The sequence below is a fragment of the Sphingobium abikonense NBRC 16140 genome (assembly GCF_001598335.1).
GTDB classification, from domain to species: Bacteria; Pseudomonadota; Alphaproteobacteria; order Sphingomonadales; family Sphingomonadaceae; genus Sphingobium; species Sphingobium abikonense.
In genome coordinates this window covers 53,773-72,739 of record NZ_BCYT01000011.1, presented here as the reverse complement: position 1 = coordinate 72,739, position 18,967 = coordinate 53,773, and the positions used below count along the sequence as shown (strand labels likewise).

Genomic DNA, 18,967 nt, shown 5'->3' with positions numbered 1-18,967 from the left:
TCATGCCGCCTTCCCTGCCGGATCGCGGTAGGCGAGCAGCCTGAGCGCATTGATGACGACGAGCAGCGTCGATCCCTCATGAACCGCCACCGCTGGCCCAATGCCGAGGCCGAGGATGGTAGCAGGCACCAGGAAGGCGACGACACCCAGGCTGACGAAGACGTTCTGCCGGATGATTCCACGGGTATGGCGGCTAAGACCGACTGCGAATGGCAGGTGCGCCAGATCGTCGGCCATCAGCGCCACGTCGGCTGTCTCCAGCGCAACGTCCGACCCCGCCGCGCCCATCGCGATGCCGACCGTGGCGCTTGCCATCGCCGGCGCATCGTTCACGCCGTCGCCCACCATCGCGACCTTGTCTTCGCCGGCGAGCTTCTTGATCGCGGCAACCTTGTCTTCGGGCATGAGGTCGCCCCACGCTTCGTCGATCCCGACTTCGTCGGCGATCGCTTCGGCGACTTTCTGGTGATCGCCGGAGATCATTATCATCCGCGACACGCCCATCTCGTGCAGCCGACGCAACGCGGTCTTGGCAGCTTCGCGAGGCGTGTCCATCAGGCCGATCGCGCCCAGGTCGCGGTCCCCCTTGCGGACCACCATTGTCGTGCGGCCGTTCTCGCGCAGCTTCGCGATTGCGTCCTGCGCGCCCTGCCCCAGCGCCGGAATGCCCTCACTTCCGAACATCTCGGCCTTGCCGATCCACACCGTCTCGCCATCCACGCTCGCGGTGACGCCCCGACCGGTCAGGCTCTTGAGGTCGCCGGCAGTCGGCACGGCACGATCGTTCAGACGTTCGCGGCCGTCCTTGACGATCGCTTGGGCCAGGGGATGGTCGCTCAACGCTTCGACGGCGACAGCCAGCGCCAGCAACTCGCCTTCATCGGCGCCATCGACGGGCACGACATCAGTGATGCGCGGACGACCTTCGGTCAGCGTGCCCGTCTTGTCGAAAGCGATCGCTTTGAGCGACCCGAGGTTTTCGAGCGGTGCACCGCCCTTCACGAGCACGCCGCCCCGCGCTGCACGGGCAACGCCCGACAGGACCGCGCTCGGCGTTGCGATCGCGAGCGCGCACGGGCTTGCCGCCACCAGCACCGCCATCGCGCGATAGAAGCTGTCGCGGAACGGCTCGTCGACGACCACCCATGCGAACAGCAGGAGCACTGACAGGACCAGGACGGCGGGCACGAAGATCCGTTCGAACCGGTCGGTGAAGCGCTGCGTCGGCGACTTCTGCGTCTCCGCTTCGCTCACCATCTTCACGACCTTGGCAAGCGCGCTTTCATTGGAACGGCGTGTCACCTCGATCTCGATCGCGCCGCCGCCGTTGATCGTACCAGCAAAAACCCGGCTTTCCGCGTCGACTGCATCGGGCTTGGCGCGTGCCGCTGCGGCATCTGCGACCGGCACCTTGTCGACCGGGATGCTTTCACCCGTGACCGGGGCCTGGTTGATCGCGCTGGTGCCCTTGATGACGAAGCCGTCGGCAGGCAGGCGCTCGTTCGGGCGGACGATGGCAATGTCCCCGACGACCATCTGCTCGACCGGGATTTCGCTGGTCTGCCCGCCGCGTCGCACGGTCGCGGTTTCGGGCGCGAGCTTCGCCAGCGCCTCGATCGCCTTCTTGGCGCGGCCCATTGCATAATGCTCAAGCGCATGGCCGAGGCTGAACAGGAACAGCAGCAGCGCACCTTCGGCCCATGCGCCCAGCGCAGCGGCGCCGGCCGCAGCGACCAACATCAGCGTGTCGATCTCGAACTTCTTCATCCGGAGGTTGTCGATCGCCTCGCGCAGCGTGAAGAATCCGCCGAAGAAATAGGCTGCGATATAGCAGGCGGTCGGCAGCCATTCGGGCGCGCCAGCGACCAGCCTCTCGATCGCGTAGCCGATCCCCAGCAGCGCGCCACAGGCGAGCGCGAAGATCAGCTCGGTATTGGGGCCGAGAAATTCGGCGTGGCTATGGTCGTGGCCATCGCCGGGGCCGTGCTTCTCTTCGCCCGCGCCGTGGCCCCCGGGGCCGTGGTCGTGGCCGGCATGTTCATCGGCAGCGACCCGCTTGCCCACCCTCACCTTCAGCTTGCGAAGCGCAGCGCGCACCTCCTCTTCGGTGGTTTCGCGGCGATCATATTCGACCCGGACAGACCCGCTGGTGCTGGCGCTTGCCTGGACCACGCCGGGCAAGGCGCACAGCGCATCGCTGACCGTGCGCGCCCGACGTTCGTGGTTGATCCCCGTCACCTGCCAGATCGCATGGCCGTAGCGCTCGGTGATTTCGGCACCTGCGGCGCGCACCATTTCGCGCAACCGTGGCAGCGGCAGCTTGGCGGCATCGAAATGGATGCACAGCGCCGCTGGCGTGTTGCCGTCGAGACAGATCACATGCGCCCGCTCGACACCTTCGCGCTTTGACAGGGTTGATACGAGACGGTCCAGGCAGGCATCGGCCGCGTCAGGAAGGTCCGGCAACAACACTGGAATGTCGAGTTCGAGCTTGTCGTTCATGACGACCTCCTTTCGCTTTTCTTGGTTTCGGCGCGCGCGTCGCGCAGGATTTCGACACCGCCCTTGATGGCGATGATGGCGGTGGCGAAGCCGACCAGCAGGTCCGGCCAATTGGTACCCAACCACAGCACCAGCACGCCGGCGATCAGGATGCCGCCGTTGGAAATGAAGTCGTTGAAGCTGAAGGTGGTTGCGGCCCGGAGATTGACGTCCGGATCCTTGAGGCGCTGGAGCAGCCGCAGGCAGAGGTAATTCACGACGCCGGCGATCGCGGACATGACCATCATGGTAGGTCCGATGGGCTCGCTGCCCTGCACGTAGCGCCGTCCGACATCGATCAAGATGCCGCCCGCGAAGATCAGCAGCATGACGCCCGAAGCGACCGCGGCGCGTGTCTTCCATGTCTGGCCCCGGGTGAGCGCCACAAGGCTCAGCGCATACACAGCCGTATCGGACAGGTTGTCGACGCCGTTGGCGATCAGCGCGCTCGAGTCCGCGAAGAAGCCGGAAACGAAGAAGCCCGCAGCGATCGCCGCGTTCAGCAGCAGGACGATCCACAGTGTGCGGCGCTCCTGCCCGCCATTGTTGTCGTTGCCCGGGATCATCCCATCATCTCCTCAAGTGTCAGCAGGGCCAGGAAGCCGACGAAAAACATCGAGCTGATGAGCGGGGTGTCGGGTTTCTCGTGCGCCTCGACCAGCAACTCCTCCGTGACGAGGTAGAGCAGCGCCATCAGCCCGAAGCTGAGGAAGCCGGCGATCATCACCGGCGACAGCGCGGCGACCGGCACGGCAGCGAGCGCGCCGATCGGCAGCAGCAGGGCCAATGCCGAGACGATCACGATGATGCGCAAGCGCGAGCGATAGGTTTCCGCCAGCTCGTCGGTCAGCGTCAGTCCCAGAAATAACACTTCCAGAGTGAGCGCGATCGTCAGCAGGAGACCTGCCTTCTCGCCCGCCACGAAAGCGAGGCCGAGCACCAGGCCGTCGACCAGAATGTCGATGCCGATCGCGGCGAGTAGCGCCATCGGCCCCTTGAAGCGGGCCTCAAGAGCCTTGAGCCCCAGCATGGTCGCGACGCCCGCCGCCCCGCCGATCAACGTCGCGCTGGGCGATGCCTCATGCTTGACCTGCGGCAGGATTTCGGTCGCTGCCGCCGCGAACACGACGCCGGCAGCGAGATGCTGTAGGCCCGCCACGAGGCCAGGTTTCAACTTGGTGCGGCTCGCGACAATCGCGCCGAGCACGACCGCCAGCACAGGCGCAAGCGTATAGAGCAGTGCCTGCATTTCCTAGGACTCCTCCGGGGTTCGGTGGCAGACGCGGATCTTCCCGCGTCGCGTGAACGCGATCGATCCGCCCGCCACGACAGCCCGCGAATGGTCGCCGCGAAACTCGTCACCGGTTCGCTGCGCGCGCAGGATCTCGGTCCTGCCCTTCGGCAGCCAGGTGACGGCCATTTTCAAGCCGTCATCGATGAAGTCGACATCGGCGCGTGTGCCGTCGTCGCAGTACATGATGCGCTGCGCGATTAGTTTCGACGTCAGATGCTTTTCATGCGCCGGCTCGGTAGGCTGGGTCGGCGCTGGATTACACGCCCCTATAACCGCCCCGGAGACGAGAACGACGCCGAGGCGCGCGATCGCCAGACCGGCCCGATTCAGGCCGCACAAGGTTGTCACATTTGAAATCGACGTGTCAGACATCGGTCTCTTCCGACGAAGCGCCCTGTGGCGTTCGAAGGCAGGGCAGTTCATCGCGTGCCTTCCTGCTCGCAGATCCGGGTACGGCCATCGCCTTCCACGATGGTGAGCTGCGACCCCTTGAAGGTCGCGGTGGCTGTTTCGCCGACATATTGCAGGCCCTGCGCTGGCGCGGTCAGCATCATCGGCGGTCCCCCGTTGGAGCGCCGCAAATCGATCTGCAGGCCGTTGTCCTTGTAATCGACGAACAGCGGTTCCCCGTCGGAACAGCGATATCTATGCCGCCCCATTTCCCCGGTCGCCACGGCGCTGTCGGACGAATGGATCTGCTGCTCCGTTGGCGGGGCTGGCGGCTTTCTTTCCGAGCACGCCGCGAGCCCGACAACGAGGATGACGGCGGGCAGCACCCGCTTACAGTGCATCATCATCGCGCCTTCCTCCTGCAGCGGAAGGGGACGCGCTGACGATTGATAGCCCGGGCAGGCTGACCTACCCGCCAGCGGAGATAGGTTGCGAGGCGATCGTCAGATTCGACCATCAGGGATCGCAGGCGGCGCAACATCATCGCCGCGAACGGCAGGGAGAGCGCCCCGCGCAGCGTGCAGCTATGCGTTAGCCTGGTGCCGCCATCGTCCCCCGCCAGCTCGTACCGCTCTTCGAGCGTGAACAGATAGGGGATGCCGCAGGACCAAGCGAAGGCGTGCGGTTTATCGAATCGATCAATCCGTGCTGGCGTCCGAATTGGCCGGGTGATGCCCTGGATCGCAAAGGTGCATTCTGTGTCGCCGAGCCGGGACGGATCATCGAGAAATACGAGCGGACTCCACGCCCGGCGATGATCCGGATCGGTGAGTGCCGACCAGATGCGCAGTGGCCCGCCGTGAAGCATCGAGCTGGTTATGGTGCGAGGCATATCCCCATCTCCCAGAGATGGGCGGGGCGATCGCGGATCGCCCCGCCCATCCATCAGGCCAAGTTGTTCACGAAGGTCTGACCGTGGTCGTCCCCTTCATGCTCCTCATTGTAGTGCTCGGGTTTCTCGATCACTTTCTGCCCGAACCGGGCATAGAGTGTCGGCAGCACGAACAGCGTAAGAAGCGTCGCCGAGATCAGACCGCCGATGACGACCGTCGCCAAAGGCTTTTGAACCTCTGCGCCGGCGCCTTCGCCCAGCGCCATCGGCACGAAGCCGAGGCTGGCGACTAGCGCGGTCATGATGACGGGTCGCAGACGCTGCATCGCGCCAACATGCGCGGCTTCCTCGCGGCTCATCCCTGATCGGATCAGATCTTGGATCGAGCTGACCATGACGAGGCCGTTGAGGACCGCGATGCCCGAGAGGGCGATGAAGCCCACTGCCGCCGAGATCGAGAAGTCCATGCCCCGCAGGAACAGCAACAGGACGCCGCCCACCAGCGCGAAAGGCACGCCGGTGAACACGATCGCGGCGTCGCGGACCGATCCCAACGCCCCGTAGAGGAGCAGCAGGATCAAAATGAAGCAAGCCGGAATGACCAGCTTCAGCCGTTCGCTTGCCGATTGGAGGTTCTCGAACTGGCCGCCCCATTCGAGATAGGTGCCGGCAGGCAGCCGGAGTTGGCTGCCGATCGCCGCCTGCGCATCCGCCACGACGGATCCGACGTCGCGGCCACGCACGTTGGCTTGCACCACCACGCGCCGCTTGCCGTTCTCGCGGCTGATCTGGTTCGGACCATCGACCACCTTGATCTCGGCGACGCTGGACAGCGGTACATAGCCGCCGCCTGCCACCGGCACCTGCACCTGTTGGAGCAGGCCGATGTCGGCACGCTGCGCCTCCGACAGGCGGATCACCACGGGGAAGCGACGGTCGCCCTCGAAGATCTGGCCCGATGTTCGCCCGCCGATCGTCGCAGTCACGGTGTCCTGCACATCCTGAGCCGTAACGCCCAACCGCGCCATCGCGTCGCGGTTGACGCGAATGTCGAGCATGGGAAGACCGGTCGTCTGCTCCACCTTCACGTCCGCTGCGCCTTGCGTTCTGCGCAGCACCGCCGCGATTTGCTCGGCCGTCCGGTTCATCTGGTTGAAGTCGTCCCCGAACACCTTCACCGCGATGTCGCCGCGCACGCCGGCGATCAGCTCGTTGAAGCGCATCTGGATGGGCTGGGTGATCTCGTAGGCATTTCCCGGAATCTTCGCGAGATTACCCTCGATCCGGCTGACCAGCTCCTCCTTGGGAAGCTCAGGATCCGGCCAATCCTTGCGCGGCTTCAGGATGACGAACATGTCGGTCGCGTTCGGCGGCATCGGGTCGGCCGCCAGCTCGGCGGTGCCCGTCTTGGAATAGACGAATTGCACCTCCGGCTGCTTCGACATCATCCGCTCGATCGGCACCTGCATCGCCTGGCTCTGCTGGACCGACGTTGCCGGAATGCGGAGCGACTGGATCAGCAAATCGCCTTCGTCGAGCTGCGGCAGGAACACCGAGCCGAGCGTAGTGAAAGCAAGCGCCGCCACCACAAGGCTTCCCACACCCGCACCGATCGTCAGCGTCGGGCGCTTCATGGCCCGGTCGAGACCGGGTTCGTAGCGCTTCTTCAGCCACGTGATGATGCGGCCGTCCTTCTCCTCGACCTTCTTCGACAGCCAGATCGCAATCATCGCCGGCACGAAGGTGAGAGAGAGGATGAAGGCGAAGGCGAGCGCGATGATGACGGTCAGCGCCATCGGTCCGAACGTTTTACCCTCCACGCCGGTCAGCGTGAGCAGCGGTACGTAGACGAGGATGATGATTGCCTGCCCGTACACAGAGGGACGGATCATCTCACGCGCAGCGGCTGCCACGGTCGCGAGCCGTTCCTTGACGCTGAGCAATCGGCCTTCATGATGCTGTTGCTCGGCAAGCCGGCGCAGCGCGTTTTCGACAATGATGACGGCGCCGTCGACGATCAGACCGAAGTCCAAAGCCCCAAGGCTCATCAGATTGGCCGAGACCCCAGCGCGCAGCATACCAAAGCCTGTCAGCATCATGGTGATCGGGATGACCAACGCCGCGATCAGGGCCGCACGGAAGTTGCCGAGCAGCAGGAAGAGCACGACGATGACCAGCACCGCGCCTTCGGACAGGTTTTTCGCGACCGTCTTGATCGTCGAATTGACCAGCTCGGTGCGGTTCAGCACCGGCTGAATTACGACGTCAGGAGGCAGCGAAGCGTTGATCGTCTTCAGTTTCTCAGCGACCGCGGTCGACACGATGCGGCTGTTCTCGCCGATCCGCATGATCGCCGTGCCGACGACGACTTCGGTACCGTTCTCCGATGCCGAACCCATGCGGATCGCCTGACCCGTCTTCACAGTCGCAACTTGTTCGACCGTGATCGGCACGCCGTTACGTGTCGCGATCACGGTCCTGGCCAACTCGCTGGCATTGCGAACGAGCGCATCCGAGCGAACAGCCAGACCTTCGCCATTGCGATTGACGAAGCCACCGCCGACGCTGGTGTTATTGCGCTCCAGCGCATTTCCCAGGTCCGTCAGCGTGATGCCGAGCGAGGCCAGCTTCTGCACGTCGGGCACGACGAGGAACTGCTTGGCGTAACCGCCAATCGAGTCGACACCGGCGAGGCCCGGTGTGGTCTTCAGAAGCGGCGTCACGATCCAGTCCTGCGCGGTGCGCAGGTAGGTCGCCTTGTCCTCTTCGGTCGTCAGTCGCTCGCCCTCTGGCGTGATGTAGCTGCCATCGGGCTGTTGGCCCGGTTCACCGGGCTTGTGCTTGTCGTCCTCGCGATGATCGAGACGAACGGTGTACATGTACACCTCGCCCAGGCCTGTCGCGATCGGACCCATTTCAGGGTTCACGCCGTCGGGCAGATTCTCTTGCACGCCCCGCAGACGCTCGCCCACCTGCTGGCGGGCGAAATAGATGTCCGTCGCGTCCGAAAAGACCGCCGTGATCTGCGCGAAGCCGTTGCGGCTCAACGAGCGCGTATATTCCAGGCCGGGGGTGCCGGCGAGCGCGGTTTCGATTGGAAACGACACCTGCTTCTCGACCAGCTCGGGCGAGAGGGCAGGCGCGCGGACGTTGATCTGGACCTGATTGTTGGTGATGTCCGGCACCGCGTCGATCGGTAGCCGGTAGAGGGAAAAGGCGCCGATGGCGGCGACGATGACGGTGAGGAGCAGGACTAGCCAGCGCTTCTCGACCGCCCAGGTTACGATACGGGCGATCATGGCTTAATCCTCGTGGCTCGCTTCGCCCTTGCCGATCTCGGCCTTGAGCGTGAAACTTCCGGTGGTGGCGATCTGTTCGTTGCCGGTCAGGCCCGACCGGACGATCACCGTGTCGCCCGACGCATCGCCGAGCTGGACCGGGGTCGCCTTGAAGCCGGTGGGCGTGCGCACGAACACGACCGACTTGCCCTCGAAACTCTGGACCGCCGTCGTCGGCACGCGGACCGCCCCGCTCCCGCCGCTGCCCGTCAGCTGCACGGCTGCCGTCACAGGCTCGCCGACCCGCCATTCGCCACCGCGATTGTCGAGGGTGGCGAGCGCAGGCACGAGCCGCGTCTGCGGATCAAGCGCCGGCGACACGAAGGTCACGCGGGCGGTCGCCTGACGGCCTGCCGCCTTCACCAGCACCGTATTGCCGGGACGCACCCGGCCCGCATCCTCGGGCTTGAGATTAAGCGCGATCGACACCTGGCTCAGGTTGGCGATGCGATAGAGTTCGGCATCCGCCGCGACCGTTTGTCCCAGCGTCACGGGGCGCGCAATGATCTGGCCCGAGATCGGCGCGGCAATGCCGAGCCGGTTGAGCCCGCCGCCGCCGACACCCGCCGCCGAAACCATGCTCTGCGCCTGCGTCAGGGCGATCCGCGCCTCCGTCGCCGCTGTGCGGGCGGCGATCAGATCCTGTTCAGGGGAGACTCTCTGCGCGAACAGCCGCTGTTCGCGCGCGAGGTTCGAATTAGCGAGCTGAAGCCGCGCCCGCGCCGCCTCGACCTCGCCCTTGATCTGCGCCGCCTCGCGGCTTTCGATGACCGCAATGGTCTGGCCGCGTCCGACCGATTGGCCGAGGTTACGGGTGAGCGCGACCACGCGTCCCGCAATTGCGGCCGAGACGACCTGCGTTCCCTGTGGGTCGCCCTCGATGATCGCGGGCAGCTCGATCGTCCCGGCCCCGCCGATGATCGGCCGTCCGACCTGGACGCCCGCTGTGGCGATCTGGTCGGCACCCAATGTGACGACGCCTTCACCGGCATGACCGCCTTCAGCACCGCCCTTTTCCGTGCCCGCTGCCGTCTCATTGGCAGCTGCGCCTTCGGCAGTTGCCTCGTTTCCGCCATCCTTGCCGCCGCAGGCAGCCAAGAGCAGGGCGAGCGACGCCGCGCCCGCGAGATAAAAGCTCTTCATCACTGATTCCCCCCATTGGGCGCACGAGCGGTCAGTCGCTCCACTTGCGCGCGGGCATTCTGGTAATTGGCAAGCGCGTCGATCGCGGCGACCCGCGTTTCGGCGAGCGTGCGTTCAGCATCGAGCAATTCGAGCTGGCCGAACTTGCCCTCGCGATAGCCGATCCGCGCGATGCGGGCGGCCTCCTGTGCAGCCGCCAGCGCCGGCCCCGACGCCGCACGAGCCGTCGTTGCGGCATTGGCCGCCTGCGCCTGCGCGTCCGTGATCGCCTGTTCGATGTCGAGCGCGGTCACGCGGCGCTGCGCATCCGCCTGGGTCCGCTGCGCGGTCGCCTGCGCAATCGCGGCGCGACCATTGTTGAACACCGGGATCGGGATCGACACGCTGAACACCGCCGCCATGTCGTTGGTCGCTTCCAGGCGGCGGATCGACGGCCCGACGTTCAGGTCAGGCACGCGATTGGCGCGCGCGAGCCGCACGCCGGCTTCGGCAATGGAGAAATCCGCGTTGGCTGCCGCCAGCGCGAGTGTGCCGGTCGTGTTGACCGGTGCCAACGGCCCATAGACGTTCACATCGGGAAGGCGATCGAGCAGCGTGTCATCGAGCAGGCCGTCGATCGGCCGTCCGATCCGACGCGCCAGATTGGCGCGGGCCGCCTCGGCCAAGCGAAGCTGCCGCTCCACATTGGCGTCGGCATTGATACGCGCGACATCCGCGCGCTGTTGCTCGAGTGGCGATGCCCGCCCTGCCTGCACGCGAACGCTCGCGGCCCGCAGCGCATCGCTGGCGATCCGGGCCTGATCGCGGGCTGTCATTACCCGGCGATCGGCCGCGACCGCTTCGACATAGAGCTGCGTTACCTGAAGCCGGACATCCGCCGCGATGATCGCGGCCTGGATCTCGGCCCGGGACAATTGCGCATTGGCGACCGCGACGCGGGCGCCGCGCTTGCCGCCTAGCTCGATCGGGATCGCAAAGCCGACCGTGGTTTCCGCGCTGCGGACCCCCCGATACGGCCCGGAGCCGATGACATTCTCGACTTGGCCTTGAACCACCGGATTGGGCCGCAAGCCGGCGACTGTGCGACCTGCACGGGCCGCGTCGATTCCAGCTGTCGCCGCTTCCGCAGCAGGGGCCGAACCGCCCGCTGCACTGACCGCTTGGTCAAGCGTGTAGACCGGCGCATCCTGCGCAACAGGCGCGGACGGTCCGACCTGCGCCTGCGCCATCGTGGCGCAAGACGCTGCGGCCAGCATGGCCGCGAGGATACGATTCATGAAAATAGGACTCCTGACGATGATCGACAGGGGCGCGCCAACGCACGCCCAAATCGGACGTCAGGCTTGGGGGGGCCTCAAATGGACCATGCCGGTGCGGCCGTCGAGCGACGCAGAGGCGGAGATTGTCGGCTTGGGCACTGTGAGGACGGGGGTATATTCCATCGTCGTGCGCGCAGGCGCGCCGACGTCGTGTCCGTGACAATAATTGTGATGATGCGGGACATTCTTGTCCGAGTCCGATGGCACCTGATCGATGTCACCGGCGGTATGGACCGTGAACTCAACGCCCGCGATGCTTCCCCCCGCCAGATCGGCGGCATGGGCCATGCCGGAGAAGCTGGTCAGGACCAGCATCAGGCATGTCAGGAAAGGCAAAAAGGCTCGCACTAGCTTGCCTCTATCACGGAAGGGTTTTCATGTCATTGCACTAATTCGAACCAAGGGTCACTGAGCCGGAACCCGAGCGGGATCGGTCGCGCCCGTTCCAGGCGAACCCGACCGCAATGGCGACCGCCATCAGGAGTTGCGCCAGCACCGATTGCCAAGTGGGAAACACGCCGAGCATCGACAGCCGTGGCACGTCCGCGAGCGGTGCGATGTTGATAAGGCCGGCTTCCTGGAGCGCGGCGACGCCTTTACCCGCCAGCACGACGGTCAGGACCGCCATGAGCCAGGAGCTATAGCGGAAGAACTGCGCGATCGGCAGCTTGCGACTGTAGCGAAGCATGGCCCAAGCGATCAGGCTGAGCAGTCCAATCGCCGACCCGGCCCCCGCGAGAAGCATCCCGTTGTCACCTTGCGCCGAAAGCGCGGCATAGAACAGGATCGTCTCGAAGACCTCGCGATAAACTACGACGAACGCCAGCCCGAACAGGAACCAGCCCGACCCGCCCGAGAGCGCCCGCGACATCTTCTCGCGAATATAGCGCTGCCACTGATCGGCCTGCGCCTTGCCGTGCATCCAAATCCCGACCGAGAGCAGCACGACCGCGGCGAACAGCGAGCCAAACCCTTCCGTCAGCTCCCGGCTCGCACCGCTGATCCCGATCGCATAGGTGGCGACCGCCCAGGTGATCCCGCCCGCGATGATCGCGCTGACCCAGCCGCCATGCACGTACCGCAGCGCCTCGCCGCGCTCGGCTTTACGCAGGAACGCGATCATGGCGACAACGATGAGCAGGGCTTCGAGCCCTTCACGCAGCAGGATCGTGAACGCGCCCAGGAACGTGGACGCTTCGGTGGCGGCATCAGGCGCGAGCGCCGCTTCCGCATCGTCGAAAAGGCCGCCCAGTACTGCGACCTTCTCCGCGAGATCATCGGGCGACGCGCCCCGGTCGATCGAGGCGCGGAACTCCCCCATCGCGCCCTCGATTCGACCCATCAGCGTCGCGTCGCGCGCGGTGAGTGTTGGCTCGATCGGCTCGAACCCATCGAGATAGGCCGACAGCGCCAGCTCTTTCGCCATGCGCGCATCGCCGCGCCGCGCAGCCGCCACGCTTTCGGCGAGTTTGGCGCGGGCGACCGCGAGCGAGCCGGGAGCCTGTTGTATCACCTGTTCGGGATGACGACGCAGGAACGCGAGCACTGGGTCAGCCTTGGCGTCGCCGATCGCCGCGCCGAGCGCGGCCGGGGTGAGCGCGACCAGGGTTTTCAGGTCCGGAATGCGCCGGCGAAGGGTCGGGTCGGATTTCCAAAGCCGCTCGCCTTCGCGCGCCTGCGCATCCGTGAAGGCGAAGCTCCCGGCTCGGAATGCTAACGCCCAGCGCTGATCGTTGGGCAGATCGGCGAAGCTCTGCATCGCGGTCCCGTCGATGCCTTGCGTCACCACCTGATAGAGCGCGAACACGCTGCGCTGGCGCGCGCGCTCGGCATCGGTGAAAGCAATCGGGGGCGTAGCGAGCTTGGCGGCGTCAGGGCCACGGCCGTTGCCCGTCATCCCGTGGCAGGACGCGCAGGATTGTCGGAACAGTGCATCGCTGGAGACGAGGTTCGGAGCCTTATCGGGCGCGAGCGGCACCGGGTAGGCGCGCAACAGATCGGCCGCGAGCCCGTGCGCCAATGTTGCCACCTGTTCAGTCGGTCCCTTTTCCGCGATCACCGCCTGGAGGTTGGCAGCCCGCTGGATGAGGGCTTGACGCTCCGGCTTCGCCGGCAGGCCCTGAAGCCGTGTCGAGACCGACGCGGCGAACTCCGTCATCTCGGCATATTCCGACGTGCTCTTGATCCGACCGTTGGCGACCGCGCCGCCATAATCGACGGCCATATAGTCGAGCAGCCGCCATGCGGTTTGCACGTCGCCGGGTTCGGCGATTGCCGCAGCAGGGATCAGCAGCGCCGCGAGCGCGGAGAGCAGCCGCAACGAGAGCATTGCCCGGATCAACGCGAGCAGACGCACTACCGCTCTCCCAATTCGCGCCGAGCGCCAGTGACGATTTCATAAGCGGAGTGGAGGAACAGGAGGGCGATGAGGCCGGCGACGGCGAGGTCCGGCCAGGCGCTTCCTGTCCACGCCACCAGACCGGCCGCGGCGATCACCGCCACGTTGGCGAGCGCGTCGTTGCGGCTGAACAGCCAGATCGCGCGAACATTGGCGTCCCCTTCCCGGAAACGCGCAAGCACCAAGGCGGACACGACATTGATCGCGAGCGCGACAACGCCGATTGTGCCCATCAGTTCGGCATCGGGCGCGGTTGCGTTCAGGGCGCGCCAAATCGCGAAACCGATTACGCCCACGCCAAGCGCACCGAGAAACAACCCCTGCGTCAGCGCGACCTTTGCCCTCGCCCGTGCGGACCAGGCAAGCGCGAGAAGACCGATAAGGCTGATCGACCCGTCCCCGAGAAAATCGAGGGAATCCGCTTTCAGCGCTTGGCTATCGGCGATGAACCCGCCGAACAGCTCGGCGACTCCGAAGCCGAGGTTGAGCACCACGACGGTCAGCAGCGCACGGCGATAGGCCGGATCGGTTTGCGCGCGCGCGGGCTCCCCGTGGCACCCGCAGCTTTCGGTAGAAGCATTCATGCGGCCTTCCTTACCACCTCCAGTCGCTGTAGAAGCAAGCGAAATGTGCGACACGTTCGCATAAGCAAGGATGGCATGATGAAGCCGGTGATGATTGGGCAGCTCGCCAGCGAGACCTCGACGAAGGTGACGACGATCCGCTTTTATGAGTCGATCGGGTTGCTCCGATCCGCCCCTCGCACGGCGTCGGGTCGCAGAACCTACGATGCCAGTGACATTGAGCGTTTGCACTTCATCCGCAACGGTCGCCGGCTTGGCTTCTCCGTCGACGAGATCCGTTCGTTGATGGGGCTGGCGCAGAACCCGGACCAGGATTGTGGTGCCGCCTCAGCTATCGCTGCTCAGCACCTCAAGGATGTGGAGGAGAGACTGGCGCAACTCGCGGTGTTGCGGGATGAGTTGGCAATGCTCAGCCAGAGCTGCACCAAGGCGCGCATGGCCGATTGTCGGATCATGAAGGCGATCGGCAAAGGCCACCCTCAAGCCGATCAATAATAATCGGCCAGCCTGAGCTCGCGCACATCACCCGAGGCCATCGTCAGCTTTACGAGGGTGCCAGCAGGCCGGGAGCGCACTTGCCAGAGCTCCCCACGCGTATAGTTCGCATCGATCGAATGGCCGTTCACCGCCACGATCCGGTCGCCGACCGCCCAGCCAGCCTTTTCCGCGGGACTGTTCGCCGCCACATGAACAACGGTGAGCGCCGTTGGTGAGGCTGCGAGGCCAAGGCCGCTACGGTCCTTCAGCATCGGCAGGCGACGACGAGGACCGAGTGGCCGGAGCCACACGAATCCGGCGGTCACGTCGAACACCACGTCGAATTGAGCGATCAGCGGTAGGCCGACATTGCCAACCGTGCTGGTGGAGAGCCAAGCTCTCATCCCGAGTGTGGGGACGTTCGAGACGCCAAGCCCTTCGATGTTGATGTTCTGGATCGTGAAAGCATCGTTGATACGCACACCATCGACGCCGCCGATCGCCGCGGTCGAGACGAGCTTCCCGTTCAACAGCCCTTGATCGCGGGCATAGGCCGACGAGAGCATCAGCGCGGCCGAGCTGCCAAGATCGATCATCAAGGGCACGGGAGGCAAACCCGAGACGGAAGCTCGAATGAACAGCTCCTGCTTGGCACCGCGCCCGAGCGCGACAGCGCGCCAGTCGGGACCGGCGAGAAACGTGCCTGACTTGACGACCGCCATACGCCTTTTCGCGAAATCGAGCGCGATGCAGCTACCCGTGAACATATCGGCACCGAGGAGGATATCGATCGGTCGTCCGAAGGCCGCCGACACTGAACTCAGATCACCAACGACGGCAAAGGGTAAGCGACGGGTTTCGCGGGCGAGCTGTACGTCGATGTCGCGGACCAGCAGCACCGGGGCCTTGGCGCTCAGCCCGCTAATCATGCGCCGCTCACCATCGTTCAAGCCGAGCTTCGCCGCGAGCGCCGTGCTCATGATCGACGCGCCGCTGCCACTGTCGAGCACCGCCCGCACCGGCACTCCGCGCACTTGTGCCGAAACAAGGAGGGTATCACCCGTGCCGACTTCCAGCGGCTCCCATTCGAGGTGAGCCGCACCGAAGTTCCACGAGCCCGCAGACCGGGAAGTCTGTCGCGCGAGCGTTGGAGAACCGAGCACCAAGCCGGTTCCACAGGCCACCAGCCGCGCCACTAATGAGCGTCGAGACATACCGATTGCTTCAACACGGGCCGTCAAAAAGCCACCTCCAGCCCCCCGTCCGCAGGAGAGCAAATTGCGGTTACATGCTCCAGCCACTGGAGGAGCAAGTGCTTTTGGTGCGCCCGAAAATCCTCAGAAGCGCTTGGAGAACTTTAGATGAAGGATGGTGCAGACCGCTTAGATGCCTTCCCGATAACGAACGGTTCCGGGGGACGCTGGGCCGATCGGGACCGCGAACGGTGTAAACGCTCGCGCTAAGTGGCGGCATTCTGATCGCGCTATTTGTCGGCGAGCGTCGCTACGCGGCTACCGGCTTGGTCTCGGCCGATCGCACATAGGCGTAGAGTTTTGGCTTGGAGATGCCGAGCATCGAGCAAATCTTGGCGATCGGCATCGTGTTCTCGTGGTAGAGCCTGACGGGCAGGTCGCGCTTGTCCTTGCCGAGTGCGGCCGGCCGGCCACCCTTCTTGCCGCGAGCGCGGGCTGCGGTGAGACCGGCCTGGGTCCGCTCGCGGATCAGGTTGCGCTCGAACTCCGCCAATGCCCCGAACAGGTGGAAGGTAAGCTTGCCCGACGTGGTGGTCGTGTCGATCGCCTCGTGCAGGCTCAGCAGCCCGACCTTTTCCTCGTCGAGGTAGGTCATCCATCCGATCAGATCACGGAGCGAGCGGCCGAGCCTGTCGAGGCGCCAGACCACCAGTGTGTCGCCGGCGCGAAGCAGCTCCTTCACCTTTTCCAATCCAGGGCGAGCGGCAGTCGCCCCGGAGGCCTTGTCGGTGATGACCTTCTCGCAGCCGGCAGCCTTCAGCGCATCACGCTGGAGGTCCAGGTTCTGCTCGGCGGTCGATACGCGGGCGTAACCGATTTTCATGCGTAGGGCCGGTGGCGCCCCGATCGGGCGCGGTTTGGGAAGAAAGTCGTCATCGGCAGGTCTATGTTGCCCTAGTTTTCTTTACCGGGTAGATTTACGTCGAACAGGCCGGTTTGGCAACGCGAGCGGACTCGCATGGCGATGGGCAGGCAAATCTCCGTTTTCCTTACCTGCGACACGGACCGTCGGCGGTGACGCATCCGGCGCTTGTCCCGCCGCTGGCGATCGAGCGCTACCGCGTCCTTGAACCGCACCTCGCCGATGGCATCCCGCTCGCGGACCTCGCCCGCACCGGCACGCTGAGCGAGCGGACGTTGCAGCGCTGGCTCGGGCGCTACCGTGCCGAAGGACTTGCCGGTCTCGCGCGTCTGCCGCGCAACGATCGGGGCAGGCTGCACCTGCCGGAACATCTGGTCGAACTGACCCGCACTCTCGCCACCAAGCGCCCGCGACCCCCGGTCGCCGCCATTCACCGAAAGGTGCAGGAACTCGCCATCGCGCATGGACACCGAACCCCCAGCTATGCGGCCGTCGCGCGTGTCGTCAGGGCGATACCGGCAAGCCAGATCGCCGCAGCCTCCGATCCGGCCGTCTACCGCGACCAGCACGAGCTAGTGCATCGGCGCGAAGCCGCGACCTCGAACGAGATGTGGCAGGCCGATCATACCGTTCTCGACATTCTCGTGCTCGATGATGCCGGAACCCCGGTGCGTCCTTGGCTGACCGTCATCGTTGACGATCACAGCCGAGCCATCGCCGGTTACTTCCTCAGCCTCGATGCCCCCAGTGCCCTCAACACGGCGCTCGCCTTGCGGCAGGCGATCTGGCGCAAGCCCAATCCCGAATGGATCGTCAGCGGCATTCCCGAACAGCTTTACGTCGACAACGGCTCGGATTTCATCTCCGAGCATATCGAGCAGGCGTGCATCGCCCTCAAAATCCGCCTCATCCATTCGCTGCCGGGGCGTCCTCGCGGGCGCGGCAAGATCGAGCGGCTGTTCCGCACCATCAACGACATGTTCCTGCCCGACCTGCCCGGCCACCTGATCGCGGGCAAGCCGCTGTCGGCGCCAGTGCTCACGCTCGACGAGCTGCGCGCCCGCTTCGAGGCGTTCGTGTGCGGCGTCTATCATCGTCGCCCGCATGGCAGCACCGGCGAACCGCCGATCACGCGCTGGCAGAAGGGCGGGTTCCTGCCCGCAATGCCCGACAGCCTTGAACAGCTCGACATGCTGCTCGTGCACGTGCCCAAGCCCCGTAAAGTGCTGCGCGACGGCATCCGTCTGATGGGCAGGCGCTATGTCGAACCCACGCTCGCGGCCTTCGTCGGCGAGCAGGTCGAGGCGGTCTATGACCCCCGCGACCTGACCGAGATCCACGTCTACCACCAGGGCCGGTTCGTCTGCCGTGCGCTCAGCTCCGAGCACGCTGGGCACCCGTCGTTGCGCGCGATCCAGCGCGCCCGGCGCGGCGCGAAGGAGCGCGACAAGCAGGTGCCTGCCCCCACGGAGACCTTCGATGGCGACCAAGAGGATACGGCTTCCCGGCCCACCACCTACCGAGGGCTCCGGCTCTACGCCGCTGACGATTGAGTTCCTGGTCGAGCAGCCGTTCCTGGCGACCCGCGAACATGCCCGGTTCGTCGAGTTTGCCGAAGCCTGCGCGCACTACCGCTATATCGGCGTGTGTCATGGCCGGCCGGGCGTCGGAAAGACGCGATCGGCGCGCGAGTTTTCCAGCTTCCCCGACCTGGGGGAATATGCCGCGCTCCGTCCCATTGCCGCGCTCCTTGGCGAAAAGGTCGCTCGCTGCCGCGCCGTCTTCTACACCGTGTCGGTCAGCAACACGCCCAAGACGATCGACGCGGTGTTGGGCCTCAACCTCATTAAGCTGGGCTATGCCCGGCTGACGGTCGCGGGCGGCTCGCAGGACGAAATCACCCATGACGCCGCCCGCATCGCCTGCCCCCTCGTCATCGTCGACGAGGCCGACCGCCTGACCATAAAGTCGCTCGAACATCTCCGCGACATGGCCGATCGCCACGGCTTCGGGCTGATCCTGATGGGTATGCCGGGCTTGGAGAAGCGCCTCGCCCGCTATGCCCAGCTCTACTCGCGGATCGGCTTCGTCCACGAGTTCAAACCGCTTACCGAGACCGAAATGCGGCTGCTGCTCGCGACCCACGCCGGCGATTTCGGGATCAGCTTCGACCCGGCCCAACTCGACGCGATCGAAGCGCAGGCAGCCGTGATCCGCATCACGCGCGGCAACTTCCGGCTCATGGAGCGCCTGTTCGCGCAGATGCGGCGGATCATGACCCTCAACCGCGTCGAGGAGGTCACCGCTGACATCGTTCAGGCCGCGCGCGATTGCCTCGTCATCGGACCCGGCAACTGACAAATAGCGCGATCAGAACGCCGCCATTTAGCGCGAGCGTTTACACCAGATTTTCCGTGTGGTCCCGATCTGTCGCGGAACTTACAAGTTTTGCGAAACCTCGCGTCCCTGGCGCGGC

Annotated in this window: 17 protein-coding genes; 3 read left to right on the top strand and 14 right to left on the bottom strand. The window is 65.3% G+C overall.

All coding sequences use genetic code 11. The features are described 5' to 3' along the window. From SAB01S_RS12760 to SAB01S_RS12705, 12 genes are all read right to left on the bottom strand, one after another. Entirely contained in the window at positions 1-2,502 is a 2,502-nt protein-coding gene (locus SAB01S_RS12760) for a heavy metal translocating P-type ATPase (protein ID WP_004212886.1), read from the bottom strand. Next, on the bottom strand, positions 2,499-3,107 hold the full coding sequence (locus tag SAB01S_RS12755) for a cation efflux transmembrane domain-containing protein (protein ID WP_004212885.1): 609 nt from the start codon (positions 3,105-3,107) through the stop codon (positions 2,499-2,501). The genes SAB01S_RS12760 and SAB01S_RS12755 overlap by 4 nt, the downstream gene beginning before the upstream one ends. Then, positions 3,104-3,790 carry a ZIP family metal transporter gene (locus tag SAB01S_RS12750; RefSeq protein WP_004212882.1) on the bottom strand — a complete coding sequence of 229 codons (687 nt, stop codon included), beginning with the start codon at positions 3,788-3,790 and terminating at the stop codon, positions 3,104-3,106. The genes SAB01S_RS12755 and SAB01S_RS12750 overlap by 4 nt, the downstream gene beginning before the upstream one ends. 3 nt (positions 3,791-3,793) lie before the next feature. Next, positions 3,794-4,207, bottom strand: coding sequence for a hypothetical protein (locus tag SAB01S_RS12745; RefSeq protein ID WP_004212881.1), 414 nt, complete (start codon positions 4,205-4,207; stop codon positions 3,794-3,796). A gap of 47 nt (positions 4,208-4,254) precedes the next feature. After that, entirely contained in the window at positions 4,255-4,632 is a 378-nt protein-coding gene (locus SAB01S_RS12740) for a hypothetical protein (protein ID WP_009824022.1), read from the bottom strand. After that, the gene (locus SAB01S_RS12735; RefSeq protein WP_013849881.1) at positions 4,629-5,117 is read right to left on the bottom strand and encodes an SRPBCC domain-containing protein; all 489 of its coding nucleotides are present in this window, start codon (positions 5,115-5,117) and stop codon (positions 4,629-4,631) included. The genes SAB01S_RS12740 and SAB01S_RS12735 overlap by 4 nt, the downstream gene beginning before the upstream one ends. Positions 5,118-5,170: 53 nt before the next feature. Beyond that, positions 5,171-8,416 carry an efflux RND transporter permease subunit gene (locus SAB01S_RS12730; RefSeq protein WP_004212878.1) on the bottom strand — a complete coding sequence of 1,082 codons (3,246 nt, stop codon included), beginning with the start codon at positions 8,414-8,416 and terminating at the stop codon, positions 5,171-5,173. A gap of 3 nt (positions 8,417-8,419) precedes the next feature. Beyond that, positions 8,420-9,598, bottom strand: a complete 1,179-nt coding sequence (locus tag SAB01S_RS12725) for an efflux RND transporter periplasmic adaptor subunit (protein WP_004212877.1) — start codon at positions 9,596-9,598, stop codon at positions 8,420-8,422. Beyond that, on the bottom strand, positions 9,598-10,875 hold the full coding sequence (locus SAB01S_RS12720) for a TolC family protein (protein WP_013039111.1): 1,278 nt from the start codon (positions 10,873-10,875) through the stop codon (positions 9,598-9,600). The genes SAB01S_RS12725 and SAB01S_RS12720 overlap by 1 nt, the downstream gene beginning before the upstream one ends. Positions 10,876-10,935: 60 nt before the next feature. Continuing rightward, entirely contained in the window at positions 10,936-11,232 is a 297-nt protein-coding gene (locus SAB01S_RS12715) for a hypothetical protein (RefSeq protein WP_007406840.1), read from the bottom strand. 73 nt (positions 11,233-11,305) lie between these two features. After that, on the bottom strand, positions 11,306-13,273 hold the full coding sequence (locus SAB01S_RS12710) for a cytochrome c/FTR1 family iron permease (RefSeq protein ID WP_004212871.1): 1,968 nt from the start codon (positions 13,271-13,273) through the stop codon (positions 11,306-11,308). After that, complete coding sequence (locus tag SAB01S_RS12705; protein ID WP_004212870.1) at positions 13,273-13,899, bottom strand: cation efflux transmembrane domain-containing protein; 627 nt, start codon at positions 13,897-13,899, stop codon at positions 13,273-13,275. The genes SAB01S_RS12710 and SAB01S_RS12705 overlap by 1 nt, the downstream gene beginning before the upstream one ends. A gap of 78 nt (positions 13,900-13,977) precedes the next feature. Between SAB01S_RS12705 and SAB01S_RS12700 the strand changes: the two genes are divergently transcribed. Then, the gene (locus tag SAB01S_RS12700; protein WP_004212867.1) at positions 13,978-14,394 is read left to right on the top strand and encodes a MerR family transcriptional regulator; all 417 of its coding nucleotides are present in this window, start codon (positions 13,978-13,980) and stop codon (positions 14,392-14,394) included. Here the strand turns inward: SAB01S_RS12700 and SAB01S_RS12695 are convergent. Beyond that, positions 14,388-15,590 carry an aspartyl protease family protein gene (locus tag SAB01S_RS12695; protein ID WP_013039112.1) on the bottom strand — a complete coding sequence of 401 codons (1,203 nt, stop codon included), beginning with the start codon at positions 15,588-15,590 and terminating at the stop codon, positions 14,388-14,390. The genes SAB01S_RS12700 and SAB01S_RS12695 overlap by 7 nt on opposite strands. A gap of 289 nt (positions 15,591-15,879) precedes the next feature. After that, complete coding sequence (locus tag SAB01S_RS12690) at positions 15,880-16,452, bottom strand: recombinase family protein (RefSeq protein ID WP_009824027.1); 573 nt, start codon at positions 16,450-16,452, stop codon at positions 15,880-15,882. 191 nt (positions 16,453-16,643) lie between these two features. Here SAB01S_RS12690 and SAB01S_RS12685 point away from each other — a divergent pair, with 191 nt between their 5' ends. Together SAB01S_RS12685 and SAB01S_RS18125 are read left to right on the top strand one after the other, a co-directional pair. Next, the gene (locus tag SAB01S_RS12685) at positions 16,644-18,044 is read left to right on the top strand and encodes a TnsB C-terminal domain-containing protein (RefSeq protein ID WP_004212864.1); all 1,401 of its coding nucleotides are present in this window, start codon (positions 16,644-16,646) and stop codon (positions 18,042-18,044) included. After that, the gene (locus tag SAB01S_RS18125) at positions 17,971-18,849 is read left to right on the top strand and encodes an AAA family ATPase (RefSeq protein WP_009824028.1); all 879 of its coding nucleotides are present in this window, start codon (positions 17,971-17,973) and stop codon (positions 18,847-18,849) included. The genes SAB01S_RS12685 and SAB01S_RS18125 overlap by 74 nt, the downstream gene beginning before the upstream one ends. Positions 18,850-18,967: the final 118 nt, after the last annotated feature.